Genomic DNA, 25,359 nt, shown 5'->3' on the forward strand with positions numbered 1-25,359 from the left:
TCGGCGCTGCCCGGTTACTCTGGGACGAGACAAGATTTCGCCGGAGTAGTCGAGGATTTCCATGAGCGCACCCACTGCCGAACCCGGTGTGACCGCCGACGACATCGAGAAGGTCGTCACCGGTCTCGCCACCGCAGCCCGCGCGGCATCACGCGCCCTGGGCGGCTTGACCGCGGCCGCCAAGAACAAGGTCCTGCTCGCCGCCGCCGACGCCGTCGAAGCGGGTGGTGAGGGCATCCTCGCCGCCAACGCCGCCGACGTCGCGCGTGCCGATGCGAACGGTACCGAGGCGAGCCTCGTCGATCGGCTACGACTCACACCTGCACGCATCGTGGGGATCGCCGACGGACTACGACAGGTCGCCGCGCTGCCCGACCCCATCGGCGAGGTGGTCAGCGGCAAGACCCTGCCGAACGGTCTCGAGTTGCGGCAGGTCCGCGTGCCGCTCGGCGTCGTCGGCATGGTCTACGAGGCCCGGCCCAACGTGACCGTCGACGCTTTCGGCATCGCGTTCAAGTCCGGCAACGCCGTGCTGCTGCGTGGTTCGTCGTCGGCCGCGGACTCGAACGCCGAACTCGTGCGCATCCTGCGCGCGGTGTTGCGTGACGAGGGCGTCTCGCCCGATGCGGTGGCCCTGCTGCCCAGCGAGGACCGGGCGAGCGTGACCGCGCTGATCCGCGCCCGCGGCCTGGTGGACGTGGTGATCCCGCGTGGCGGCGCGGGCCTCATCAACGCGGTGGTCGCCAACGCGACCGTGCCGACCATCGAGACGGGTACCGGCAACTGCCACGTGTACGTCCACGCGCTGGCCGACCTCGATGTGGCGACCCGGGTGATCCTGAACTCCAAGACCAGGCGCCCGAGCGTCTGCAACACGGCTGAGACGGTGTTGGTGGACAAGGCCGTCGCCGCCGACGCGTTGCCGAAGTTCATGCAGGCGCTGCAGTCGCAGGGTGTCGTCGTGCACGGCGACGAACCCGGAATGGAGCCGGCGACCGAGGCCGACTGGGCCGACGAGTACCTGTCGATGGACATCGCGATGAAGATCGTCGACGACCTCGACGCCGCTGTCGCGCACATCGACACCTACGGCACCGGGCACACCGAGGCGATCCTGACGACCGACCTCGCCGCCGCCCGTGAGTTCACCCAGCGCGTGGATGCGGCGGCCGTCATGGTGAACGCGTCGACCGCCTTCACCGACGGCGAGCAGTTCGGGTTCGGTGCCGAGATCGGCATCTCCACCCAGAAGCTGCACGCGCGGGGCCCGATGGGTCTGCCCGAACTCACCTCGACCAAGTGGATCGTCTGGGGCGACGGCCACATCAGGCCCGCGTGATGTCGGCCGCTGACACGTCGGCTGCTGCGGCGGGCCCGACCACCGTGCCGACCTTCACCGATGTCCCCGACGTGGTGAACCGGTTGCGCGCCACCGGCTATCTGGCCGACGACGCCACCGCGACCGCCACCTACCTCGCCGACCACCTGGGCAAGCCGCTGCTCGTCGAGGGCCCCGCCGGTGTGGGTAAAACCGAACTCGCACGGGCGATCTCGCAGGCGACCGACGCCGAGCTGATCCGGTTGCAGTGCTACGAGGGCATCGACGAGGCGCGTGCACTCTACGAGTGGAATCACGCGAAGCAGATCCTGCACATCCAGGCGACCGGGAACCGCGCGTGGGAAGAGGCGAAGACCGACATCTTCTCCGATGAGTTCCTGTTGCCGCGGCCTCTGCTCAAGGCGATCTCACGGTCGGGGCCGACGGTGCTGTTGATCGACGAGGTCGACAAGGCCGACGTCGACATGGAGGGCCTGCTGCTCGAGGTGCTCAGTGACTTCGCCGTCACGATTCCGGAGATGGGCACGGTCGCCGCCTCGCGGCGTCCGATCGTGCTGCTCACCTCCAATGCCACCCGCGATCTGTCGGAAGCCCTCAAACGGCGCTGCCTGTACCTCTACATCGACTTCCCGGACGCGGCTCGTGAGCGCGAGATCCTCGCGTCCCGTGTGCCGCATCTGTCGCAGGCGCTGTCGGCCGAGTTGGTTCGTATCGTCGGGGTGCTGCGCACCCTGGACATCCGCAAGAAGCCGTCGGTCGCCGAAACGATCGACTGGGCCAACACGGTGCTCGCCCTCGGTGCAGGGGAGACCGGCGGGCAGGGCTCCGGCTCGGGTGGCGCGGACAAGATCGACGAGGGCCTGATCGCCCGGACGCTGGGCGTGGTGCTCAAGCATCGGCCGGATCTGAAGACGGCCCTCAAAGAACTCAAGTTGGGCTGATGAGCGGCCCCGCCTCCGGGAGTCGGGCCGGCGGGTCCGAAACGGCACCCGCCGCCGCGGTCCCGATCGTCGACCACCTGGCCGGGTTCGTCGACGAACTCCGTGGTCGGGGAATCGTGGTGGGGCCGTCATCGCTCATCGATGCATCCCGCGCGGTGTCGGTCCTCGACCTGCTGGATCGTCGCAGTCTCCGCGAGGGGCTGGCCGCCACCCTGATCAGCGACCACATGCACCGGCGCGTGTTCGACATCGTCTTCGACCTGTGGTTCCCGCTGGGGACGGGGGCGCGGACCGTGGTCACCGACCTTCCGCGAGCCGAGGACGGCGAGATCGACGTCGAGGCCATGCGCGACGCCCTGGCACAACTGCTGGCCGACGACCAGGCCGCCACCGACGGCAGGCTCGACCAGATGATCTCGTTGATCGTCGACCGGTTCGGCCGGTACGAATCGACCCGCGGCGAGGCCTTCTCGGCCTACCAGTCGCTGTCGGTGGTGAACCCGCAGACACTCATCGCCAAGATCGCCGCCGCCCTGGCCGGGGCCACATCCGACGACGGGGAACTGGGCGATCGGCCGGGGACCGAACCGATGTACCGGCGGGCGGCGCGTCAGCGGGCTGCCGACCTGCGAGCGGGGATCGAGTCGGAGACCCAGCGTCGGATGGCCGGGGCGAAGGGGCGCGACCGGGTCGCCGACTATGCGGTGCCCGATCTCCCGGAGAACATCAACTTCCTGACCGCCGGTGCCACCGAACTCGCCGAGATCCGGCGCACCGTGGAGCCGTTGGCGCGTCTGCTGGCCGCGAAGCTGGAGATCCGTCGTCGGCGCGCACACCGCGGTGCGGTGGATGTGCGACAGACACTGCGCCGGTCGATGTCCACCGGCGGGGTGCCCATCGAACTCACGCACCGCAAACCGCGGCCCGGTCGGCCGGAATTGGTCATCATCTGTGACGTCTCCGGATCGGTGGCCGGTTTCTCGCAGTTCACGCTGCGTCTGGTTTATGCTCTGCGACAACAATTCTCGAAGGTTCGGGTGTTCGCCTTCGTGGACACCGTGGACGAGGTGACCGACTATTTCGACCGGAGCCCCGACGATGAGGACTTCGGTGCCAACATGCATCGGATGATCAGTACCGCGCGGATCAGCACGCGCGACGGACACTCCGACTACGGCAACATGCTCAAGGGTTTCGTCGACGAGTACAGCGAGTCGCTCACGCATCGGGGCGCGTTGCTGATCCTCGGCGACGGCCGGACGAATTATCACGATCCGCGTCTCGGCGCCCTGCGCGAGCTGACCGAACGCGCGCGGCACGCGTACTGGCTGAACCCGGAGGCGCGTCGGAACTGGGGGACCGGCGACTCCGCGGCCGACGAGTACGCCGACGTCATCGAGATGTTCGAGTGCCGGAATGCGACGCAACTCGGGCGTGCGATCGCCGACCTGTTGCCGGTGTGAGCGTAAACTCTCACGCCATGTCCACCGAGCGGCCGTCTCCGCACCCGCGTGCGCGTCGCATCGGCGTCATGGGCGGCACCTTCGATCCCATCCACAACGGGCACCTCGTGGCCGCGAGCGAGGTCCAACACCGGTTCGCGCTCGACGAGGTCATCTTCGTGCCGACCGGCCGACCCTGGCAGAAGCTCACCGACGCCGACGAGACCGCGGCGGACGGTGACGGTCGGGATTCGTCGCGGGCCGTCAGCCCCGCCGAGGACCGTTACCTGATGACGGTGATCGCGACGGCGTCCAATCCGCGGTTCTCGGTGAGTCGTGTGGACATCGACCGTGAGGGCTACACCTACACCGTCGACACGCTGCGCGACCTTCGCAAGGTCCACCCCGACGCCGAGCTCTTCTTCATCACCGGGGCGGATGCGTTGGAGTCGATCCTGTCCTGGCAGCATTGGGAGGAGTTGTTCGAGCTCGCCAACTTCGTCGGCGTCAGCCGCCCGGGCTATGAATTGCATGCCAAACACCTGACCCAGTACCTGGCGGCGTTGCCTGCGGACACCCTGAAGATGCTCGAGATCCCGGCGCTGGCCATCTCGTCCACCGAATGCCGTGCGCGCGCGGCACGTGGTCGGCCGGTGTGGTACCTCGTGCCGGACGGGGTCGTGCAGTACATCGCCAAGCGCAAGCTGTACCGAGTACCGAGGGCGTCTTCCCCGGGCGTCTCGGCACCGTGACCGAAGGTCCATCGACCGACCCGATCGGAGTGCCGACTCCGAACCCAATGGAAGGACTTGTGTGACTGCCTCAGCCGAAGCTGTGGAGATGGCCACCATCGCGGCACATGCCGCTGCCGACAAACTCGCCCACGACGTCACCGTCATCGATGTCTCCGAACAGCTCGTGATCACCGACATCTTCGTGATCGCCTCCGCCGACAACGAGCGCCAGGTCAATTCGATCGTCGACGAGGTCGAGGACAAGCTGCGCGAGGCCGGCCACAAACCGGTTCGCCGCGAGGGCACCCGTGAGGGTCGTTGGTCGCTCATCGACTACGCCGACATCGTCGTGCACATCCTGCACTCCGAGGAGCGAGAGTTCTACGCGCTGGAACGACTCTGGAAGGACTGTCCGATCATCGACGTGGACGGGCCGGCGTGAGCGGGGGACCCGACAGCCACGACACCTCGGTCGAACGATTGACCCCGGTGGTGCGGCGACTCATCCTCCTGCGGCACGGACAGACCGAGTACAACGCGAACAGCCGTATGCAGGGCCAGCTCGACACCGACCTGTCCGACCTCGGTGTGCGTCAGGCAGCGACCGCCGCACAGGTTCTTGCCGAGCGCGATCCGCTGCTGATCGTGTCGTCGGATCTGCGCCGGGCGCGTGACACGGCCGAGGCACTCGCGTCGCGGTCCGGGTTGTCGGTCACCACCGACACCCGGCTGCGCGAGACACATCTCGGCGACTGGCAGGGCCTGACACACCACGAGGTCGACGACGCGATGCCCGGCGCCCGGCGCCTGTGGCGCGACGACGCATCGTGGCGGCCGCCGAACGGCGAGAGCCGCATCGACGTCGCCCGCCGGGCCGCGCCGCTGGTCGCCGAACTCGTTGCCGCCCGGACCGACTGGGGCAGCGGCGACACCCCGGAGGCGCCGGTTGTGCTGGTGGCCCACGGCGGGGTGATCGCCGCCCTGACCGCCGCCCTGCTCGGCCTGGACGAATCGTCGTGGCCGGTTTTCGGCGGGCTGGCCAACACCAGCTGGGTGCAACTGTCCGGGCACGGGTTGCCCGGCAGCGAACCACGCTGGCGGCTCGACGTGTGGAACGCGTCGGCCGAGAGCGCGGATGCGGCTGTCCAATGACGGTGCTGGTGCTGTCGGACTCGCTCGCCTACTACGGGCCGACCGGTGGGCTGGCCGCCGACGACCCGCGTATCTGGCCGAATCTCGTGGGGGAGGACTGCGACCGCGAGGTGCAACTCTTCGGGCGGATCGGATGGACCAGTCGCGACGTCTGGTGGGCACTCACCCAGGACCCGAACATCTGGGCCGCCGTTCCGCACGCCGAGGTGCTGGTCCTCGCGTTCGGCGGGATGGACAGCCTCCCGTCACCGCTGCCGACCGCGCTGCGCGAGCAGATCAGGTACCTGCGGCCGAACCGGTTGCGTCAGGTGGTCCGCGACGCCTATTCGTGGGTGCAGCCGCGCCTGTCGCCGGTGGGCTGGCCGATGGCGTTGCCGCCCAAGGTGACCGTGGAGTATCTGGAGAAGATCCGGGCGGCCGTGACGCAGTTGCGGCCCGATCTGCCGATCGTGGTGTGCCTGCCGCCCACCCATCGCAGCCCCTACTACGGACATGTCCACGACGGCCGCATCCCGACCACCGCCGCGATGGCGGCTTGGGCGGACCGGCACGGTTTGGCCACCGCCGACTTCTATCCGGTCACCCGCGACGCATTCGCGGCAGCCGACTCCGAGATGAATCCCGACGGGATCCACTGGGGGTTCGACTGCCATCGCGGCATCGCCGACGTGGTCGTCCCACGGGTGCGCGACCTGCTCGTGGACCGGTCGGTGGGGTCGCTCGACACGCCCGCCACCGACGCCGAGCACACGGGATAACGTAGACGCGTGCCTGTCGTCGTCGTCACCGATTCCTCGTCGCGACTGCCCGATCCTCTCGCGGCTCGCTACGGGATCCGTCAGGTCCCACTGCACCTGGGGATCGACGGCACCGACTATCTCGAAGGTGTCGACGACATCCCGGCCGACATCGTCACCACACCGGGTGTGAGCACCTCGGGGGCCAACCCGCACGAACTCGCCGCCGCCTACGAAGAGGCGTTGGCGGCCAGTGACGGCGACGGGGTGGTCGCGGTGCACATGTCGCGCAGACTATCGGGGACATGGGGTGCCGCCCGCATCGCCGCCGAGCAGTTCTCCGGCCAGGTACGTGTGGTGGATTCGCGGTCGGTGGGTCTGGCGGTCGGGTTCACCGCGATCGGCGCGGCGCAGGCGGGCGCGGCCGGTGCCGACCGTGATCGCGTGTACGAGGCGGCGATCCGACAGGCCGCGACAGTCGACTCGATGCTGTGTGTACAGCAACTGGAGAACCTACGGCAGAGCGGTCGGATCAGTGCGGCGAGCAAGATGCTCGGGTCGGCGCTGTCGATCAAACCGATCCTGCACATGGCCGACGGTCTGCTGACCCTCAAGGAACGGCATCGGACGTTCTCCAAGGCCGTCGCCAAGATGGTCGACGCCACCGTCGAATCGGCAGCCGGACGCCCCGTGGTGCTCGGTGTCCAGCATTCCGCGGCACCGGACGCAGCGGCCGAGCTCGCCGGCCAGTTGCGCGAGCGGTTGGGTGTGGTGACCTCCGAACTGATCGTCGACCTGGGGCCGATTCTCGGCTGCCACGTCGGCCCCGGTGCACTGGGTGTCGCGCTGGGCACCCATCTCGATCCGATCGAGCAGTAGGTTTCCCGGCCGACGCGTCGGCCGATTTCTCCACAGACCGATGTTCGTCCACAGATCGGATGTCGGTGGCTCTGCTCGCGATTCGTCAGGCGAGTGCGTCGTTAGCGTCACGACATGAACATCGCAGGGCCGGGCCGTCGGCGCAGTGCACTGGACCGATTGGGTGGACCGGTGGGGCCGCCACCGACCCGCGACGAGCAGCTCGCACCGGAGAACGACAGTCCTGCCGACGATTCGGACTCAGCCGGACCGACCGACAGCGCCGACACCGGATGGTCGGACGACGGGTGGGGTATCGCGCCGCCGCCCGCGTGGCTCGATCCGGTGGCCGTCGAGGACCGCGACGGCATGCGAATGTCGGTGGGGGACAGCTTCGGTGAACTCGATCTCGACGACGACGAGAAGCTGCCGCGTCGCCGGTTCGCGGTCGCACCGCCCGCCGCGGTGGCATTGATCCTGATCGGCGTGGTCGCCTGTGTGGTGGCCGGAGTCTCGTTGTTGCGGGGTGGCGGCGACCCGCCCGCCGTCGTGGCGTTCCCGGAGTCGGCGGGCCCGACGGCCGAAAGAGATTCTCCGGCACCATCTGTGGCGTCCGGTGCGGCCGCGGCAGGCGCGTCGACGTCGAGTGCGTCGTCCTCAGAGCTGGTGGTCAGCGTCGTCGGGCTGGTCCACAAACCCGGTCTGGTCCGTGTCCCCGGCGATGCGCGTGTGGCCGATGCGATCGCTCGTGCAGGCGGTGTCCGCACGGGCGGTGACCTGCTCTCGCTGAATCTCGCGCAGCGATTGAACGACGGCGACCAGATCCTGGTGGGATATGCCGGTGGTGGTCGGATGTCGTTGCGCAGCGCCGTCATTGGGCCGTCCGGTGCGACGCAGGCATCGCCCGGGGGTGGCAGCTCTGGATCCGGCGGGTCGGCAACCGGCGGCTCCGGATCGTCGGGAACGTCGGCCTCGGCGGCGTCGGACAAGATCGATCTGAACACTGCCACCGAGGCACAACTCGACACGCTGCCCGGGGTGGGGCCGGTGACCGCCAAGGCCATCATCGCCTGGCGTGAAAAGCACGGACGGTTCACTTCGGTCGAACAGCTCGGTGAGGTCGACGGCATCGGGCCGGCCCGACTGGCGAAGCTCCGTGGCCTGGTCGGCGTGTGACCGGGGACCGGAGCAGGGCGAGCGTGCTGCCGTCCGGCGATTACCGTCTGGTCGCGCCCGCGGCGACCGTCTGGGCGGTCACCGTGGGCAGTCTGTACCTTCCCGTCGGCGGTGTGCTCGTGCTGACCGGGACGTCGGCACTGCTCTGCGCCGGGGGTTTGATGGCGGTTCGTCGCGGGTCGGTGTCCTGGCCGGTGATGGCCACCGCGGTGGTGATCACCGGGATGGCCGCGGTGACCGCGGGTGCCATCGTGTTGCGCATCGAGGGGCGCAGCGCACATCCGTTGTCCGAGGGTGAGGGCAAGGTGAGGATCGTCGCGACGGCGCGTGACGATGCGACTGCGTTGGGATTCGGGGGCCGGGTGCGTGTGCGCGTCGATGTCGAGCAGGTGGGCGAGAGACGTGCGCGGTCGATGTCGGCGGAGATCGCCGGGCCGGCTCAGAGTTGGTCGGATATGCTTCCGGGACAAGGTTTCTCGGCGGTGGTCCGGATCGGTCGGGCGCAGCCGGCGGCGTTGCTGCCGATGCGGCTGACGGCTGTGTCGTCACCTCGCATGCTCGGCAGACCCCCACCGCATCAACGCCTCGCCGGTGCGGTGCGGCATCGCTTCGGGGTCATCGCCGCCCGCGGGCTCGGTCCCGAGGCCGCGGGCCTGTTACCCGGATTGGTGTTGGGTGACACGAGTGCACTCGACCATGCGGTCCGCGACGACTTCCGTGCGGCCGGACTCTCGCATTTGATCGCTGTGTCGGGCAGCAATTTCGCGATCGTGACCGGCGCGGTGCTGCTGGGTGTCCGGATGCTCGGTGCTTCGCCACGGGTGACGGCATGCTTCGGCGTGGTTGTGGTGGTGGGGTTCGTCGTCCTGGTGCGGCCGTCGCCGAGCGTGTTGCGGGCCGCGATGATGGGCCTGATCGCGCTGGCGGCGTTGGCGGGGGCGCGTCGGGCGCAGGCGCTGCCCGCGCTGGGTGCGGCGACCGTCGTCGGTCTGTTGTGGTGGCCCGAGCTCGCGGTCGCTCCGGGCTTCGTGTTGTCGGTGCTGGCCACGGCCGGGCTGGTGTTGTGGTCGGCCGGGTTGCGGGATTGGTTGCGGGGCAAGCGGCTTCCCGCAGGGATTGCGGAGCTTGTGGCGATGGCGCTGGCCGCGCAGCTGGTGACCGCGCCGATGGTGGCGGCGTTGAGCGGGCAGGTGAGTCTGGCGGGGCTGGTGGCGAACATCGTCGTGGTGCCGGTGGTCGGCGTGGTCGGTGTCGTCGGGACCGCCGCGGCGGTGCTGGGGTCGGTGGGAGGTGTCGACGGTGTGGGCGCACGCTGTGCCGAACTGCTGGTGCGTGCGCTCGAACCGGAGCTGTGGTGGATGCTGGCCTGCGCGCGGGTCCTCGGGCGCCAGACGTGGGCGAGCATCGCGGTCCCCGAAGGCGTGGTCGGTGCGGGTGTGGTGGCCGTCGGTATCGTGCTCACCTGCCTTGCGGCGGCACGCGCTCGGACCGTCGGACGGCGTGCACGCAGACTCGGTGTCGCACACGTCTGGCACGATGGTCGCCGTGAGTGAACACCTGCATCTGTTGCTCGGCGACGACGATTTCCTGACGGGGCGGGTGATCACCGCGGTGGTCGCCGAGCAGTCGGCCGCCACGGGCAACGACATCCCGGTCACCCGGGTGCGCGCCGGTGATGTCACCGAACACGAACTCGCCGAGCTGTTGAGCCCGTCGTTGTTCGCCGAGGATCGCATCGTCGTGATCGAGTCGGCCGCCGATGCCGGCAAGGAACCCGCAGCGCTCATCGCCGAGGCGGCCAAGGAGCTGCCCGAGGGCATCACCCTGATGGTCGTGCACACCGGCGGTGGACGCGCCAAGTCGATGGTGCCTGCGCTCAAGAAAGTGGGTGCGGTCGAACATCAGTGTGCCGCCCCGAAATGGCCGTCGGAACGAGTGGACTTCGTGCGCAACGAGTTCCGGTTACTGGGTGCGCGGGTGAGCAACGACGTCATCGAGCAGGTGGTGGAAGGTGTCGGTTCGGAGCTGCGGGAGTTGGCGGCCGCCTGCAGTCAGCTCGTCGCGGACACCGACGGCAAGATCACCGTGGACGCGGTCCGCCTCTACTATCAGGGCCGCCCGGAGATCACCGGTTTCGAGGTCGCGGACAAGGCGGTCACAGGAGACCGCTCGGGTGCGCTGGAATCGCTGGCCTGGGCCGAGCATCACGGGGTGCCGCGCGTCCTGCTCGCCGACGCGCTGGCCGAGGCGGTGCATGCCATAGCCCGGGTCCGGGCCATGGGATCGACCGATCAGTACGCGGCTGCCTCGGAACTCGGCATGCCGCCGCGCCGCGTCAAGAAGGTCCAGGCGCAGGCGCGTGCGTGGGATTCGGACTCGATCGCGGCTGCCGTCGTGGTGGTCGCGCGCCTCAACGGCGATGTGAAGGGTCAGGCCGCCGACGCCGACTACAGCCTCGAACATGCCGTCGCGACTGTCGCCGAGCTGCGGCCGACCAGGGGACGCCGCGACTGATCACGTGCCCCGGTGATGCGACGCGAAACACCCCGGTGACCGCGTGGATGTCACCGGGGTGAGCCGACTAGTAAGACTATGCGGCTGTCTGGAGCAGATTCAGAGCTTGTTGACGGCCAGTGAGATGGCCGACTTCTTGTTGGCGGCCTGGTTGGCGTGGATGACGCCCTTCGAAGCTGCCTTGTCGAGCTTGCGGCTGGCAGCGGTGCCCAGCTCTGCGGCCTTGGCCTTGTCACCGGCGTCGACGGCCTCGCGGAAGCTGCGGATGGCCGTACGCAGCGAGGACTTCACCGACTGGTTGCGCTGACGGCGAATCTCGTTGGTGCGGATGCGCTTGACCTGCGACTTGATGTTTGCCACGCGTGTATACCTCTTGGTTCTGGTTGATCGTTCTCGGTCTTCTCGGCGGCGACCGGAGTCGCGCCTTGGGCAGGTCTGATGGCCGTGGAACTATCAGGTGACCACGTCGACGCTGCGACAGCGATCGAGTTTACCAGCCTGGGGGGACCCGCCCAAATCGTTGGAACGCCCCGCATCGCCGGACCCGCAGATTGCCGGACGTCCGAATCGCGGACGTACCGCCGGGATCGGACGGTCAAGGGTTTCCACCAACTAGGGTCTAGCTCATCATGTCTGTTGTCTTCATTCACATCGGCCTGCCGAAAACCGGAACGACGCACCTGCAGGACCGTCTCTGGCGCAACCGGGACCTGGCCCTCAAGACGTCGGGTCTGTTGTATCCGGGCAATGTGATCTCCGATCACTTCCACGCAGCGGTGCATCTGCAGCCGGAGCGGTACCTGGATTGGGTCGACCCGGCGTTCGCGGGCAGCTGGCCTGCGCTGCTCGCCCAGATGAAGGCGTGGCCGCAGACGTCGTTGCTCTCCCACGAGCTCTATGCGACCGCGACGCCCGAACACATCGCGACCATCCTGGACGATCTCTCCTTCGCCGACGAGGTGCACGTCATCGCGACGGTTCGGGATCTCGCCCGTCAGCTGCCGTCGGTGTGGCAGGAGAACGTCAAGAACCAGAGGCGTGCCACCTTCGACGAGTTCCTGGCGTCGGTCCATGTGCACGGACCTGCGCTGCCCGGTTTCGTCCCGCCGCAGGATGCAGGCGAGGAGGAGCCGTTCTGGGAGTTCCAGGATCACGCCCGGATCCTGGCGAACTGGGCCAAGGCGGTCGGTTCGGAGCGGGTGCACATCGTCACGGTGCCGACCCGGCGCGACACGCCCGGAGACGACCTGTGGCATCGCTTCCTCCGCGTTCTCGACGTCGATCCGCAGGCGTTGACGATCCCGGTGCCCAGCCTGAACTCGTCGCTTTCGGCCGCGCAGGCGGAGTTCCTCCGTCAGCTCAACGCGCGCCTGCAGCCCGACGACGTGGCATGGCAGCGCTATGAGCGCATGATCAAGGGGGAGCTGATCGGGCAGATCCTCTTCCAGTCGCCGTCGGGTGCACCTCGCGGACTCAGTGCCGATCAGCGCGACTGGGTGGCCACCACCGCCGACGACATGATCGCCGTGGTGCGTGACTCCGGCTACGACGTGGTGGGCGATCTCGACGATCTGCGGGTGAGCAGACTCGCTGCCGGCGACGCTCTTCCGCCGACCACGCAGGACGTGCTCGACGTGGCGCTCGATTCGCTGGCCGAGATGGTGCAGCGGACGCCGCTGCCGCGTGTCGGGCCGCGGATGCGGACCCGTGCGATGAACGTCGTCCGGCGGCTACGCAGAAGGGTCGTCGGTCTGCGCCGGTCGCTGTGACGCGGCCGCGCTCGACGATCATGCCGAATCACGTTTTTTGTAGCACCATGTCAAGGTATGACTCCCGCTTCCACCACCTCAGCGTCCACCAAGCGTTCGGCAGCGAAGGCGGCGTCGACCAAGTCGGGCGACTCCGGGACGACCAAGGGGAGTAGGTCCCGCGCCCGGGGTGGCGACGGCAAGGCGTCGTCCGCCAAATCACGCAGCCGCGAGGCCGCCCCCAGCAAGCGCTCGAAAGCTTCTGTGCGAGAAGTGAAGAGCGTCGACACGACGATCTTCGCAGGTTATTCGAAGGGGCCGTACGGGCAGGCCTTCGATGAGATGTTCGACAACGACGGAGAACTTCGCGCGCCGTATCGCGGTATCTACAAGGCGATGTCGGAGTACGACCGGGCCGATCTGGACGTACGCGTCGACGCGCTCGGCCGCGCGTTCATCGACCAGGGCGTCACCTTCTCGCTGTCCGGCAAGGAGAGGCCGTTCCCGCTCGACGTTGTGCCACGGGTGATCTCGGCTGCCGAGTGGACCAAGCTGGAGGCGGGGATCACGCAACGCGTGCAGGCGCTCGAGCTGTTTCTCGACGACATCTACGGGGAACAGGAGATCCTTCGCGACGGGGTGTTGCCGAAACGGTTGGTGCACTCCTGTGAGCATTTCCACCGGCAGGCGGCAAACATCCGACCGCCCAACGGAGTTCGTATCCATGTGGCCGGCATCGACCTGATCCGCGACGAGAACGGCGACTTCCGGGTACTCGAGGACAACCTGCGATCGCCGTCGGGTGTCTCCTATGTGATGGAGAACCGTCGCACCATGGCGCGGGTGTTCCCGGATCTGTTCTCGTCTCATCGCGTTCGCGCCGTCGGTGACTATCCCAGTCATCTGCTGCGCGCACTGCGGGCTTCTGCGGCGTTCAACGAGGCGGACCCGAACATCGTCGTGCTGACACCGGGGGTGGCGAACTCCGCCTACTTCGAGCACTCGTTGCTCGCGCGTCTGATGGGTGTCGAACTCGTGGAGGGGCGCGACCTGTTCTGTCGCGACAACGTGGTCTACATGCGGACCACGGAGGGGGAGCAGCGCGTCGACGTCATCTACCGACGCATCGACGACGACTTCCTCGACCCCATGCAGTTCCGTCCCGACTCGATGCTCGGCGTGGCCGGACTGCTCAACGCGGCGCGGGCCGGGAACGTCGTGATCTCCAGTGCCGTCGGCAACGGTGTCGGGGACGACAAACTGATCTACACCTATGTGCCGGAGATCATCGAGTACTACCTCGGTGAGAAGCCGTCGCTGCAGAACGTGGACACCCTGCGGTGCTGGCTCGACGAGGAATGTGAAGAGGTACTCGACCGCATCGGCGAGCTCGTCGTCAAACCGGTCGAGGGATCCGGCGGCTACGGCATCGTGTTCGGTCCGGATGCCACGAAGGCCGAACTCGACACGTTGGCGCGCAAGGTCCGCAACGATCCGCGCGGCTGGATCGCCCAACCGGTGGTGCAGTTGTCGACGGTGCCGACCAAGATCGACGGCGAGGTGCGGCCGCGCCACGTGGACCTGCGGCCGTTCGCGGTCAACGACGGTGAGTCGGTGTGGGTGCTGCCCGGCGGCCTGACGCGTGTGGCGCTTCCGGAGGGATCGCTGGTGGTCAACTCGAGCCAGGGTGGCGGTTCCAAGGACACCTGGGTACTCGCGTCCGCGCGGTCGTCGGAGGAGCGTGAGCTGGCCGGCGCGAAGATCGTGCACGACAGCGGTGTTGCCGCGGCACGGCCCGCGGAGAGCGCACCCGACCAGATCTACACCCAGACCCAGCAACAGCAGCAGCAAGGCGGTGATCGGCGATGATGCTCGCGCGCAACGCCGAATCCCTCTACTGGATCGGCCGCTACGTCGAACGCGCCGACGACATGGCCCGCATCCTGGACGTCGCGATTCACCACATCCTGGAGGACGCGACCGTCGACGTCGACCGACAGGCACGAGTGGTGATCCAGGTGCTCGGCCTCGAACCGCCGTCGGATGGTCCGCTGGACGTGTGGTCGCTGACCGAACGTGTTGCCTACGACAAGGATTCGGTCGGATCCATCGTCGACCTGATCCGCTCGGCACGCGAGAACGCCCGAGGCGCACGTGAGGTCACGTCCAGCGAGATGTGGGAGTGCCTGAACACCACCTACAACGGTCTGGGAGAGGCCGAACGACGAGCGCGGCGGTTGGGGCCACACGAGTTCCTCTCGTACGTGAAGAACCGGGCGGCGATGTTCTCCGGCCTGGCCGACGCCACCCTCAGTCATGACGACGGATACCGCTATCTGCTCCTCGGGCGGTCGGTGGAGCGCGTCGACATGACCATCCGCATGTTGTTGTCGAGGGCGGGCGATCGGGCGAACTCGCCGTCGTGGGTCAGTGTGCTGGTCTCCGCCGGCGCGCACGACACGTTCCTACGCACCTATCGTGGCGTGTTGGACGCGGAGAACGTCGTCGAGTTCATGTTGCTGGACAGACTGTTCCCGCGCTCGGTGTTCCATGCCCTGCGCGTGGCGGAGGCCAATCTGATCGATCTCGAGAAGCGGCCCAGCCGGGTGGGCGCCCAGGCCGAAGCGCTCCTGCTGCTCGGACGGGCGCGCAGTTCGCTCGAATTCCTCGAACCGGGAAGGCTTCTCGAAGGTCTCGAAGACCGTCTGCTCGATCTGCAGGACACGTGCCGAGCGGTCAACGAGGCCGTCACCGGACAGTATTTCCATGTGTCGCCGTACGTCTCGTGGGCCGATGCCCGGGTGAGCGACGCCGAGGACCATGTCATCGAGGAGAGTGAACTGTGAGCTGGCGTCTTCGCGTCGTCCATTCCACCGGATTCGCCTACAAGAGTCCGGTCACGTCGTCGTACAACGAGGCGCGGCTCACGCCCCGCAGCGACAACCGGCAGAACGTGATCGTCAACAGGGTCGAGACGACCCCGGCCACGAGGTCATACCGGTACACCGACTACTGGGGTACCGCGGTCACCGCGTTCGACCTGCACGCCCCGCACGAGGAACTCGAGGTGTCGGGCATGTCGGTGGTGGAGACCGAGCCCGGCGCTCGTCTCGACGACGAGGAACTCGCCGGATGGGACGAGGTCCGCAGCGACTACGTCGAGGATCGTTACGACGAAATGCTCTCGTACACGACGTATGTGCGCAAGAACCGTCAATTGTCCACGACCGCAAACAGATTGGCGAAAGGTCTGGAACCGGTCGACGCGGTGGAAGCCGTGTGCAAGTTCGTCCACGAGGAGATGAACTACGTGCCCGGCACGACCGGTGTGCACACCACCGCGGTCGATGCGTGGAACGAACGCAAGGGCGTCTGTCAGGACTATGCGCACCTGACCCTGCTGATGCTGCGCAGCCTCGGCATCCCCGGACGCTACGTGTCGGGATATCTGCACCCGAAACCGGATGCGGCCATAGACAAGACGGTGGAGGGACAGAGCCACGCCTGGATCGAGGCGTGGACCGGTGGATGGTGGGGCTACGACCCGACCAATGACACAGCGATCACCGAGCAGCACGTGTCGGTGGGCGTGGGACGTGACTACTCGGATGTGTCGCCGCTGAAAGGCATCTACACCGGCGGTGGCGCCACGGATCTCGACGTGGTCGTGGAGATCACCCGGCTTGCCTGACCACGTCGGCGGCCGGGGCCGCGTCAGCGCAGTGTCGGTGGTGCCAGGCGTCCGCCGGTGTTGAGTGCGGTGGCGTGTTTGATCCGACGATCGATGATCGCGATCTCATATCCGGTGATCCCGTCGACGGAACCCATGGTGCCGGTGACGAAGTCGTAGAGGCCGGCGGGTCCGGTGGTCATCACCACCGTGGCCAGGTTGGTGGGTCCGGTGGTGGCGGCGGCGAACGGAACGTTCGGGTGTGCTGCGAGTGCCTCACCGACAGACCGCAGGTGGCGTGGTTCGACCGTCAGCCACAGCGCGGTCGGTTGCATCTCGGTGGCGGCGTAGGCGAGGTCGACGTCGAGGTAGATCACCCCCGACCGCAGCAGCTGGTCGATCCGGCGGGTCACCTTGCCTGCGGTGGTGCCCACCGACCGCGCGACCGTCGCGTACGGGATGCGGCCGTCTCGGTGGAGGTGGTCGATGATCCTGCGGTCCTCGGCCGTGAGCGCAGTGCCCGAACCCGGATGTGGCGCGATGCCGGGGTCGGCGATACGGGTCGCCGCGAGCTCCCGGATCTGCTCGGCCGACAGCAGTCCAGACCACGGCTGCCAGTCGTCGGGTGCGCCGCCGGCGTAGGTGTGGATGATGGCGGCCGGTGACACGCCCTGCACCGGCGCCGCCTTGGGTAGCAGACGTGTGAGCAGTTCCTCGCTGTCGGTGCTGCTGGTGGCATTGAGGTTGAAGGTCACCTCCCAGCCCGCCGAGAGGATGGTGATCCAGGAGACGTCGTCGCGGCGGGCGAGCGCATCGGCAATGGCCGACGCCCCCTCGGGACGGCACTGCACGCGCACCTGCCATGCGGTCTCGCCGAAGGCGTGTGGGTTGACCGCGACGGTCACGCGGAGAAGCCCCTCTCTGCGCAGTCGGCGGTAGCGGCGGGTGACAGTCTGCTCCGGCACCCCGAGCGTGTCGGCCACCTGTGCGAACGACACACGGGGAGAGACACGGATCGCGTGAGTGATTCTGATGTCTGTCTCGTCGAGCATGGGCGAGATAATCGCTTCCTCGCTGTCCATACGTGTAATCCTACGTCGAGGCGGCCCCGATGCAACGGATGTCAGCCCAGGAGGGGAGACTGTGTGGATTCTCGGCGCGACGATGCGCCGCCTTCCGGACATCCAGCTGTCTGCTGGGAAAGGATGCCGTCGTGGATAAGAGATGGTGGACGCTGGTCGTCGTGTCGGCGGCGACGTTCATGCTGCTGCTCGACGTCACGATCGTGACCGTCGCCCTGCCCGACATCCGGATCGAGCTGGGCGCGAGTTTCTCGGCGCTGCAATGGATCACCGACGCCTACGCGTTGGCGCTCGCGGCCCTGTTGTTGACCTCGGGATCGATCGCCGATCGATTCGGCAGGCGTCTGGTCTTCACGGTCGGGTTGGTGGTGTTCACCCTCGGCTCCTTGCTGTGCGGCGTGGCCCAGGACGCGACGATGCTGATCGTGTCCCGTGCGCTGCAGGGCATCGGTGGCGCCATGCTGTTCGCCACCTCGTTGGCGTTGCTGGCGGCAACCTTCCATGGGCGTGATCGTGGCGTCGCGTTCGGTGTCTGGGGCGCCGTCACCGGCATCTCGACGGCGCTTGGCCCGATCCTGGGCGGCGTGATCACCACCTATTGGTCGTGGCGCGGCATCTTCCTGGTCAACCTGCCGGTGGGGATCTTCGCACTCGCGGTGACCCTGTGGAAGGTCGAGGAGAGTCGCTCGCCGCATGCGCGCCGGATCGACTGGCCGGGTGTGCTGACTTTCACGATCGCACTGCTCGCGCTGGTGTTCGGGCTCACCGAGACCGGCACCCGGTCGTGGGGCGACCCCGTGGTGGTGACGTCTCTGATCGTGGCAGGCGTTCTGCTGGCCGTGTTCGTGGTGGTCGAGCTGACGGTCGCCGAGCCGATGTTCGACCTGTCACTGCTGAAGGTGCCGACCTTCGTCGGCGGCTCGATCGCGGCGTTCACCATGAACGGCTCGCTGTTCGCGATGTTGCTGTATGTGGTGATCTACCTACAGGATTCGCTCGGTTACAACTCGATGGAGACGGGCCTGCGACTGCTGGTGATGTCGGGATTGTCGATGGTCGTCGCGACCGTGGCCGGTCGGGCATCGGCCCTTGTGCCGGTGCGGTGGCTGATCGGGCCGGGGCTGCTGTGTGTGGGTGTCGGGCTGCTGTTGATGTCGGGACTCTCGGCGGGCACCTCGTGGACACACCTCATCCCCGGTCTGGTGGTCTCCGGTGCCGGTGCGGGACTGGTGAATCCGCCGTTGGCATCCACTGCTGTCGGGGTGGTCGACGTGCACCGGTCGGGCATGGCGTCGGGTATCAACACCACCTTCCGCCAAGTCGGTATCGCGGTGGGGATCGCGGTGTACGGTTCGATCTTCTCGGCGCAGATGGCGTCGACGATGACGGAGCAGTTGGCGCAGGTGCCGCAGATCGGTTCACACGCCGATGCTCTGGCCGACGCGGCCCGCGGCGGTCAGGTGAGCCAGGCGATTGCGTCGCTGCCTGCCGGGGTGCAGGGTGCGGCGACGGACGCGGCGCACGCGGCCTTCGCCGACGCGATGAACGCACTGTTCGTCGCGAGCGGGATCGTCGCGCTGGTGGGTGCGGTGAGCTCGGTTGTGCTCATCCGGCGCAAGGACTTCGTGGCGCCCGCGCCCGCTGCCGCTACCGTCGTCGACGAGGGCGAGCCAGAGGTGGCCGGGGCGCAGTGACGGGCGCCGACGACGGTCAGCGCCAACCGAACCGTGTGCGCAATTGCTGCGCGACGATGTCGAACTGGGAGCGGTCGAGGATCGCACCTTCGCGGCGGATGCCGAACTCCGCGATCCGTAACGTTCGGTCGAGGCGGACGAAACTCTCTCGGTGCCGAGAATCCCACGCACCTGCGCCCAGTGAGACCCAATCCGGGTCGTCGCGGTGGTAATCCTTGCTGGACAACATGAGTCCGAGCAGATGACCGACGTCGACATCGTCGACATCGCGTCCCACCACCAACACGGGACGGTCTTTGCCACGAGACGCGTCGTCCTCGTAGACGACCCAGGTCCAGACGATCTCGCCGGGGTCGGCGCCGCCATCGAGTTTGGGGGCGTACCGGATCTCGCGGGCGAACGTCTTGGTGGCGTGGTGGGTCAGGTGGGGGCCGGACGGATCGATGCTCGTCACCGGGCCCCGCCCAACAGGACCTCCACGACGGCGTCGGCGGTCAACTCAGCTGTCGGTCGGCGATCCGGGTTCAGGTTGTGGCCCACCTTCTCGATCTCGACGATGCGGGTCGGCGCGGGGATCAACGCCACGGCGTCGGCGAGTTCGGTCGGCGTCGCGAACGGATCGGTGCTGCCGTGGACGACGACCGTCGGGATGGTGATCGACGGTAGATGCTCGGTCCGCAACCGCTCCGGCTTGCCGGGCGGATGCAGCGGGTAGGACGTGAGCAGCAGTCCGTCGGCCAGGCCGCCGTCCTCTGCCTTCGACTCTTCTGCGACAGCCATCGACGCCTGGCGCCCGCCGTACGAATGTCCGCCCACGATCAGCGGGCCCGGAGCCTCGTCGCGGAACACCGCGCAGGCCGCCCGGATGCCGTCGCGGTCGGCAGGCGCTGTCGACGGGCTCGGCGGGCCCTTGGGGCGGCGCTGCCGGTAGGGCAGGTCGATCCGCGCGACCACCAGACCGCGGGCACACAACTCGTCGGCGACGGCACGCAGGATGACCGCATGCCGGTTTCCTCCGGCGCCGTGTGCGAGGACCGCGATGCCCGTGGGCTCACCTGTCGGACGCGTCACCTCGGCGACCACACCGTCGGAGTCGTATGTCGTCACGGCCATGGGAACACGGTAGCGGCGAGCACCGTCGGCGGTCCGGTGGTCACTCATGAGAAACTGGACGAGCAGTCGCGGGCCGACCCTGCCGTGCCTGTGCCGTCACGTTCGCAAGGAGCAGTTCGATTCCCACTTTCGCCGACACCACCTTCACCGACCCCGCGCGGATCCGGAACTTCTGCATCATCGCCCACATCGACCACGGAAAATCCACCCTGGCCGACCGGATGTTGCAGCTCACCGGCGTGGTCGAGGAGCGTCAGATGCGGGCGCAGTACCTCGACCGCATGGACATCGAACGCGAGCGCGGCATCACCATCAAGGCCCAGAACGTGCGGTTGCCCTGGCAGGTCACCGACGATGCGGGCACGTCCACCGACTACGTCATGCATCTGATCGACACCCCCGGCCACGTCGACTTCACCTACGAGGTGTCGCGTGCGCTCGAGGCGTGTGAGGGAGCGGTGCTGCTCGTCGACGCGGCGCAGGGCATCGAGGCGCAGACGCTGGCCAACCTCTACCTCGCGATGGACAACGATCTGACCATCATCCCGGTGTTGAACAAGATCGATCTGCCCGCCGCCGATCCGGATCGGTACGCCGCGGAGATCGCCCACATCATCGGTTGCGAACCCACCGACGTGCTGCGGGTGTCCGGTAAGACCGGTGAGGGCGTGGCTGCTCTGCTCGACGAGGTCGTGCGACTGATCCCGCCGCCCGAAGGCGACGCCGACGCACCGGCACGCGCGATGATCTTCGACTCCGTGTACGACACCTACCGTGGCGTGGTCACCTACGTCCGTGTGGTGGACGGCAAGATCGTGCCGCGCGAGAAGGTCCTGATGATGTCGACGGGGGCGACACACGAACTCCTCGAGGTCGGCATCGTCTCTCCCGAACCCAAGCCGTCGAAGGGTCTCGGCGTCGGTGAGGTCGGCTATCTGATCACCGGTGTGAAGGATGTCCGTCAGTCGAAGGTCGGCGATACAGTGACGTCGGCGCGCAACGGCGCAGCCGAGCCGCTGACCGGCTATCGCGAGCCACGGCCGATGGTCTACTCGGGTCTGTACCCGGTCGACGGCTCCGACTATCCGGTGCTGCGCGAGGCGCTCGACAAGTTGCAGCTCAACGATGCGGCGCTGACGTATGAGCCGGAGACCTCGGTGGCGCTCGGCTTCGGGTTCCGCTGCGGCTTCCTCGGCTTGCTGCACATGGAGATCACCCGCGAGCGTCTCGAGCGCGAATTCAACCTCGATCTCATCTCGACAGCCCCCAACGTGGTCTATCGCGTGATCATGGAGGACGGGTCCGAACGTACGGTCACCAACCCGTCGGACTGGCCCGAGGGTAAGACCCGGAACATCTTCGAACCGGTCGTGAAGACGACCGTCATCGCACCCAGCGAGTTCATCGGCGCGATCATGGAGCTGTGTCAATCACGTCGCGGCGAACTCGGCGGCATGGACTACCTCTCCGAGACGCGCGTCGAATTGCGGTACACGCTGCCGCTCGCCGAGATCATCTTCGACTTCTTCGACGCGCTCAAGTCGCGTACCCGCGGCTACGCGAGCCTCGACTACGAGGAGGCGGGCGAGCAGGAGGCAGATCTGGTGAAGGTCGACATCCTGTTGCAGGGTGAGGCGGTGGATGCCTTCAGCGCCATCGTGCATCGCGATGCCGCGTACACCTATGGCAACAAAATGGCGACCAAACTCAAGGAGTTGATCCCTCGCCAGCAGTTCGAGGTGCCCGTGCAGGCTGCAATCGGCTCCAAGATCATTGCCCGCGAGAACATCCGAGCCATCCGCAAGGACGTGTTGGCGAAATGCTACGGCGGCGACATCAGCCGTAAGCGCAAGCTGCTCGAGAAGCAGAAGGAGGGCAAGAAGCGGATGAAGACCATCGGACGCGTCGATGTGCCCCAGGAAGCGTTCGTGGCGGCACTCTCGACCGACGCGGTGGGCGACAAACCGAAGGGGAAGTAGTCATATGGTCGATGCGATCAATCCGGTTCTCGCCGAAAGTGCTCTGCCGCACGGGCTGCCCGACTTCGCGTCGATCCATGACGACGATTTCCTGCCGGCGTTCGAGACGGCGATGGCGACTCATCTCGCCGAGGTCGAGGCGATCGCCACCGACGCCCGGCCGGCCACGTTCGCGAACACCGTGGAGGCGTTGGAACTGTCCGGGCGTGATCTCTCTCGCGCCGCGGGTATCTTCTTCAATCTCGTCGGGCCGGACACGAATCCACAGCGCAACGAGATCTCACAGAAACTCTCCACGCTGCTGACCGATCATGCGAACACCATCGCCATGGACGGCCGACTGTTCGCGCGTATCGCGGACATCCACGAGCGACGCGCCGAGCTGGGGCTCACCGAGCCGCAGGAACGGTTGCTGGACAAGCGGTATCGCGACTCCGTCCGTGCCGGTGCGGGTCTCGGCCCGGACGGGCAGGAACAGATGCGGCAGATCTCGTCGCGGCTGGCGTACCTCACCACCACGTTCTCGCAGATGATCCTCGACGACACGAACGCGTCCGCAGTGTTCGTGGAGGACGCCGCGGATCTCGCCGGGATGTCCGAGGCCGCGGTCGCAGCGGCCCGTCGTGCGGCAGCCGACGCCGGGCACGACAGCGGCCACCTCATCACCCTCGAGCTCCCGACGAGTCAATCGGTGCTCACCGAGTTGACGAAACATGATGTCCGCCAGCAGGTGTTCGACGCATCGGTGCGTCGATGTGCCCGCGGCAACGATCACGACACCCGCGAACTCGTCCTGGAGATCGTCGGGTTGCGGGCTCGGCGTGCGCGGCTCCTCGGGTACATCGACCACGCGGAGTTCGTGATCGCGGAGCAGACCGCGCCGGACGCCGCGGCCGTCGTCGCGTTGCTCGGTGAACTGACCGAATCCGCGTTGCGTGCCGGCGGGCGGGAGCTGACCCGACTCACCGAGTTCGCCGACGAGGAGATCGGTGCCGCCGATCTGACATATTGGCTGGAGCGCGAACGCCGTTCGCGATCCGCGGTGCCGCTGGACGATTTCGCCGAGTACTGCGAGCTGGACACGGTGCTCGAGAGCGGCGTCTTCTACGCGGCCGGCATTCTGTACGGACTGCGATTCGTCGAACGCCCGGACCTCGACGGGTATCACCCCGACGTGCGGATCTGGGAAGTGTTCGACGATGCGAGGCGCAGCCTGGGACTGTTCCTCGGCGACTATTTCGCCCGGCCGTCCAAACGCGGTGGGGCGTGGATGAACAACATCGTCGACCAGTCGGCGCTGCTCGCGGAGCGGCCGATCGTCGTGAACGTGTTGAACCTGACCAAGCCGGGTGACGACGAGCCCTGTCTGCTCAGCATGGACCAGCTGACCACCCTGTTCCACGAGTTCGGGCACGCCTTACACGGACTGTTGTCGGCGGTGGACTATCCGTCGCAGTCGGGGACGTCTGTCCCGCGAGACTTCGTGGAGTTCCCGTCGCAGGTCAACGAGATGTGGGCGCTGCACCCGGATGTGTTGTCGCACTACGCCCGTCATCATCGGACGGGGGATCCGATCCCGGCGGAGCTTGCCGATGCCGCTCGCGCCTCGGCGAACACCGAGACGGCACACGCCACCATCGAATACCTCGCAGCGTCCGTCCTCGACCTCGCGTGGCATCGCATCACCGTCGACGACACGGTCGACGACGTCGAGAAGTTCGAGGCCGAGGCGTTGCGGTCCGCGGGGTTCGTCGGTGACCTGATCCCACCGCGGTATCGGAGTGCGTACTTCAATCACATCTTCGGCGGTGGCTACTCGGCCGGGTACTACTCGTATATCTGGTCGGAGGTCCTCGATGCGGAGACCGAACAGTGGTTCCTCGCCGAAGGTGGCCTGCGCCGCGACAACGGCGCGCGGTTCGCTGCCTCGACGTTGTCGCGTGGAGACAGCGTCGACCCGATCGCGGCGCACGAGAAGCTGATCGGTCGCACACCAGAGGTGGGCCCGTTGTTGCGTCGACGAGGTCTGTCGGCGACGTGACCACCACGGCCTCCCGGGCGGACCTGTCACGTTTCGCGGTGGCGAGCATCGTCACCTCGTTGGTGGTCATCGCGTTGAAGGTCGTTGCGTGGCAGGTGTCGGGGTCGGTCGGACTCCTGTCGGATGCCGCCGAGTCGGTGGTGAATGTCGTTGCGGCAATCGGTGCCTTCATCGCGTTGCGGGTCGCCGCCCGTCCCGCCGACGACGATCACAACTTCGGGCACACCAAAGCGGAGTACTTCTCGGCAGTGTTCGAAGGCGTCATGATCGTCGGCGCGGCCGCGCTGATCATCGTGGCTGCCGTGCAACGACTCATCAACCCGCGGGATCTGGAGTCGGTGGGGCTGGGGTTGGTGATCTCCATCGTCGCGACGGTGCTCAACGGTGCGGTCGGGATGGTCCTCGTCCGGGCAGGCCGCCGGCACCGGTCGATGACACTGGAGGCCGACGGCAAACATCTGCTCACCGATGTGTGGACCACCGTCGGTGTGGTGGTGGGTGTCTTCCTCGTGGCACTCACCGGGTGGCTGCCGCTCGATTCGCTCGTCGCGATAGCCGTTGCGATCAACATCCTCGTCGTCGGCGGACGCCTGGTGTGGCGATCGGGTGCCGGATTGATGGATTCGGCGTTGCCCGATACGGATCGCGAGGCGATCGACACGGTGCTCGATCGGTATCGCGGTGATGGTGTGGATTTTCACGACGTCCGCACACGGGGTTCCGGACACGAGCGCTTCCTCCAGATGCACATGCTGGTACCTGGTGACTGGTCTGTGCAGCGCGCACACGATCTCGTCGAACGCGTCGAGGGCGAATTGCATTCGGAACTCGACCATCTCGCGGTCAGTACACACATCGAGCCGATCGGAGATCCGCGGGCGTACGAGTCGTGGCGGTTGGACTGACCGGCAGACCGTGCTCGAGTTCGGGTCTCAAATCTGTCGGTGGGGTGGGTTAGTTTCGGTGTCAGCACAGTGATTGAGTGACGACGGTGTGTGAGACAGGGCCTTTCGGGTCGGATGACGAGTGGTGCGGGTTTCTCGTGTGCACTGTGGACTTTGTTCGTGACCGGTCGGAAGGCGTGTCGTGTCGTCGTCGTTGCTGGGTTCGCCCTCACCCTGGCCTGGGTTGCCGCTCGG

Annotated in this window: 23 protein-coding genes; 19 read left to right on the forward strand and 4 right to left on the reverse strand. The window is 67.2% G+C overall.

The window, feature by feature from the left end; genetic code table 11:
* The first annotated feature begins 61 nt into the window (after positions 1 to 61).
* The 11 genes from AAFP35_RS19980 (at position 62) to holA (ending at position 10,893) form a co-directional block, all read left to right on the forward strand.
* Positions 62 to 1,339, forward strand: a complete 1,278-nt coding sequence (locus AAFP35_RS19980) for a glutamate-5-semialdehyde dehydrogenase (RefSeq protein WP_419223381.1) — start codon at positions 62 to 64, stop codon at positions 1,337 to 1,339.
* Positions 1,339 to 2,280, forward strand: coding sequence for an AAA family ATPase (locus AAFP35_RS19985; protein ID WP_419223382.1), 942 nt, complete (start codon positions 1,339 to 1,341; stop codon positions 2,278 to 2,280). The genes AAFP35_RS19980 and AAFP35_RS19985 overlap by 1 nt, the downstream gene beginning before the upstream one ends.
* Positions 2,280 to 3,743, forward strand: a complete 1,464-nt coding sequence (locus tag AAFP35_RS19990; protein ID WP_419223383.1) for a vWA domain-containing protein — start codon at positions 2,280 to 2,282, stop codon at positions 3,741 to 3,743. Before AAFP35_RS19985 ends, AAFP35_RS19990 begins: the two co-directional genes overlap by 1 nt.
* Before the next feature lie 17 nt (positions 3,744 to 3,760).
* Entirely contained in the window at positions 3,761 to 4,474 is a 714-nt protein-coding gene (gene nadD, locus AAFP35_RS19995) for a nicotinate-nucleotide adenylyltransferase (protein WP_419223384.1), read from the forward strand.
* Positions 4,475 to 4,535: 61 nt separating this feature from the next.
* Positions 4,536 to 4,898 carry a ribosome silencing factor gene (gene rsfS / locus AAFP35_RS20000; protein ID WP_419223385.1) on the forward strand — a complete coding sequence of 121 codons (363 nt, stop codon included), beginning with the start codon at positions 4,536 to 4,538 and terminating at the stop codon, positions 4,896 to 4,898.
* Complete coding sequence (locus tag AAFP35_RS20005) at positions 4,895 to 5,608, forward strand: histidine phosphatase family protein (RefSeq protein WP_419223386.1); 714 nt, start codon at positions 4,895 to 4,897, stop codon at positions 5,606 to 5,608. Before rsfS ends, AAFP35_RS20005 begins: the two co-directional genes overlap by 4 nt.
* Complete coding sequence (octT, locus tag AAFP35_RS20010) at positions 5,605 to 6,366, forward strand: diglucosylglycerate octanoyltransferase (protein ID WP_419223387.1); 762 nt, start codon at positions 5,605 to 5,607, stop codon at positions 6,364 to 6,366. Before AAFP35_RS20005 ends, octT begins: the two co-directional genes overlap by 4 nt.
* Before the next feature lie 9 nt (positions 6,367 to 6,375).
* Positions 6,376 to 7,224, forward strand: coding sequence for a DegV family protein (locus AAFP35_RS20015; RefSeq protein WP_419223388.1), 849 nt, complete (start codon positions 6,376 to 6,378; stop codon positions 7,222 to 7,224).
* A 114-nt stretch (positions 7,225 to 7,338) separates the two neighbouring features.
* Positions 7,339 to 8,379, forward strand: a complete 1,041-nt coding sequence (locus tag AAFP35_RS20020) for a helix-hairpin-helix domain-containing protein (protein WP_419223389.1) — start codon at positions 7,339 to 7,341, stop codon at positions 8,377 to 8,379.
* Complete coding sequence (locus AAFP35_RS20025; RefSeq protein WP_419223390.1) at positions 8,376 to 9,932, forward strand: ComEC/Rec2 family competence protein; 1,557 nt, start codon at positions 8,376 to 8,378, stop codon at positions 9,930 to 9,932. The genes AAFP35_RS20020 and AAFP35_RS20025 overlap by 4 nt, the downstream gene beginning before the upstream one ends.
* Positions 9,925 to 10,893: a DNA polymerase III subunit delta gene (gene holA / locus AAFP35_RS20030; RefSeq protein WP_419223391.1), complete on the forward strand. Its 969-nt coding sequence runs from the start codon at positions 9,925 to 9,927 to the stop codon at positions 10,891 to 10,893. Before AAFP35_RS20025 ends, holA begins: the two co-directional genes overlap by 8 nt.
* A gap of 99 nt (positions 10,894 to 10,992) precedes the next feature.
* Here the strand turns inward: holA and rpsT are convergent, their stop codons facing one another.
* Positions 10,993 to 11,253: a 30S ribosomal protein S20 gene (rpsT, locus tag AAFP35_RS20035; protein ID WP_419223392.1), complete on the reverse strand. Its 261-nt coding sequence runs from the start codon at positions 11,251 to 11,253 to the stop codon at positions 10,993 to 10,995.
* Between the two features lie 269 nt (positions 11,254 to 11,522).
* Here rpsT and AAFP35_RS20040 point away from each other — a divergent pair, with 269 nt between their 5' ends.
* From AAFP35_RS20040 to AAFP35_RS20055, 4 genes are read left to right on the forward strand one after another with little or no spacing between them, the layout of a single operon-like run.
* Positions 11,523 to 12,662, forward strand: coding sequence for a sulfotransferase family protein (locus AAFP35_RS20040; RefSeq protein ID WP_419223393.1), 1,140 nt, complete (start codon positions 11,523 to 11,525; stop codon positions 12,660 to 12,662).
* Between the two features lie 57 nt (positions 12,663 to 12,719).
* Positions 12,720 to 14,510 (forward strand): circularly permuted type 2 ATP-grasp protein, encoded by a 1,791-nt coding sequence (locus AAFP35_RS20045; RefSeq protein WP_419223394.1) that lies wholly within the window; start codon positions 12,720 to 12,722, stop codon positions 14,508 to 14,510.
* On the forward strand, positions 14,507 to 15,487 hold the full coding sequence (locus AAFP35_RS20050) for an alpha-E domain-containing protein (protein ID WP_419223395.1): 981 nt from the start codon (positions 14,507 to 14,509) through the stop codon (positions 15,485 to 15,487). The genes AAFP35_RS20045 and AAFP35_RS20050 overlap by 4 nt, the downstream gene beginning before the upstream one ends.
* Complete coding sequence (locus AAFP35_RS20055; RefSeq protein ID WP_419223396.1) at positions 15,484 to 16,332, forward strand: transglutaminase family protein; 849 nt, start codon at positions 15,484 to 15,486, stop codon at positions 16,330 to 16,332. Before AAFP35_RS20050 ends, AAFP35_RS20055 begins: the two co-directional genes overlap by 4 nt.
* A gap of 23 nt (positions 16,333 to 16,355) precedes the next feature.
* Here AAFP35_RS20055 and AAFP35_RS20060 read toward each other — a convergent pair whose 3' ends face one another.
* A complete protein-coding gene (locus tag AAFP35_RS20060) occupies positions 16,356 to 17,363 on the reverse strand; it encodes an AsnC family transcriptional regulator (protein WP_419223397.1) in 1,008 nt (335 codons plus the stop codon).
* 161 nt (positions 17,364 to 17,524) lie between these two features.
* Between AAFP35_RS20060 and AAFP35_RS20065 the strand changes: the two genes are divergently transcribed.
* The gene (locus tag AAFP35_RS20065; protein ID WP_419223398.1) at positions 17,525 to 19,087 is read left to right on the forward strand and encodes an MFS transporter; all 1,563 of its coding nucleotides are present in this window, start codon (positions 17,525 to 17,527) and stop codon (positions 19,085 to 19,087) included.
* Between the two features lie 16 nt (positions 19,088 to 19,103).
* Here AAFP35_RS20065 and AAFP35_RS20070 read toward each other — a convergent pair whose 3' ends face one another.
* Complete coding sequence (locus tag AAFP35_RS20070) at positions 19,104 to 19,541, reverse strand: type II toxin-antitoxin system PemK/MazF family toxin (RefSeq protein ID WP_419223399.1); 438 nt, start codon at positions 19,539 to 19,541, stop codon at positions 19,104 to 19,106.
* Complete coding sequence (locus AAFP35_RS20075) at positions 19,538 to 20,200, reverse strand: alpha/beta fold hydrolase (RefSeq protein WP_419223400.1); 663 nt, start codon at positions 20,198 to 20,200, stop codon at positions 19,538 to 19,540. Before AAFP35_RS20075 ends, AAFP35_RS20070 begins: the two co-directional genes overlap by 4 nt.
* A 119-nt stretch (positions 20,201 to 20,319) precedes the next feature.
* On the opposite strand from AAFP35_RS20075, the gene lepA reads away from it, so the two are divergent.
* The 3 genes from lepA to AAFP35_RS20090 are packed head-to-tail and all read left to right on the forward strand — an operon-like array spanning position 20,320 to position 25,125.
* Positions 20,320 to 22,179 (forward strand): translation elongation factor 4, encoded by a 1,860-nt coding sequence (gene lepA, locus AAFP35_RS20080; protein WP_419223414.1) that lies wholly within the window; start codon positions 20,320 to 20,322, stop codon positions 22,177 to 22,179.
* A gap of 4 nt (positions 22,180 to 22,183) precedes the next feature.
* Positions 22,184 to 24,220 (forward strand): M3 family metallopeptidase, encoded by a 2,037-nt coding sequence (locus tag AAFP35_RS20085; protein WP_419223401.1) that lies wholly within the window; start codon positions 22,184 to 22,186, stop codon positions 24,218 to 24,220.
* Positions 24,217 to 25,125, forward strand: coding sequence for a cation diffusion facilitator family transporter (locus AAFP35_RS20090; protein WP_419223402.1), 909 nt, complete (start codon positions 24,217 to 24,219; stop codon positions 25,123 to 25,125). The genes AAFP35_RS20085 and AAFP35_RS20090 overlap by 4 nt, the downstream gene beginning before the upstream one ends.
* Positions 25,126 to 25,359 lie beyond the last annotated feature (234 nt).

Source organism: Gordonia sp. CPCC 206044 (genome assembly GCF_048537895.1).
Classification (GTDB): domain Bacteria; phylum Actinomycetota; class Actinomycetes; order Mycobacteriales; family Mycobacteriaceae; genus Gordonia.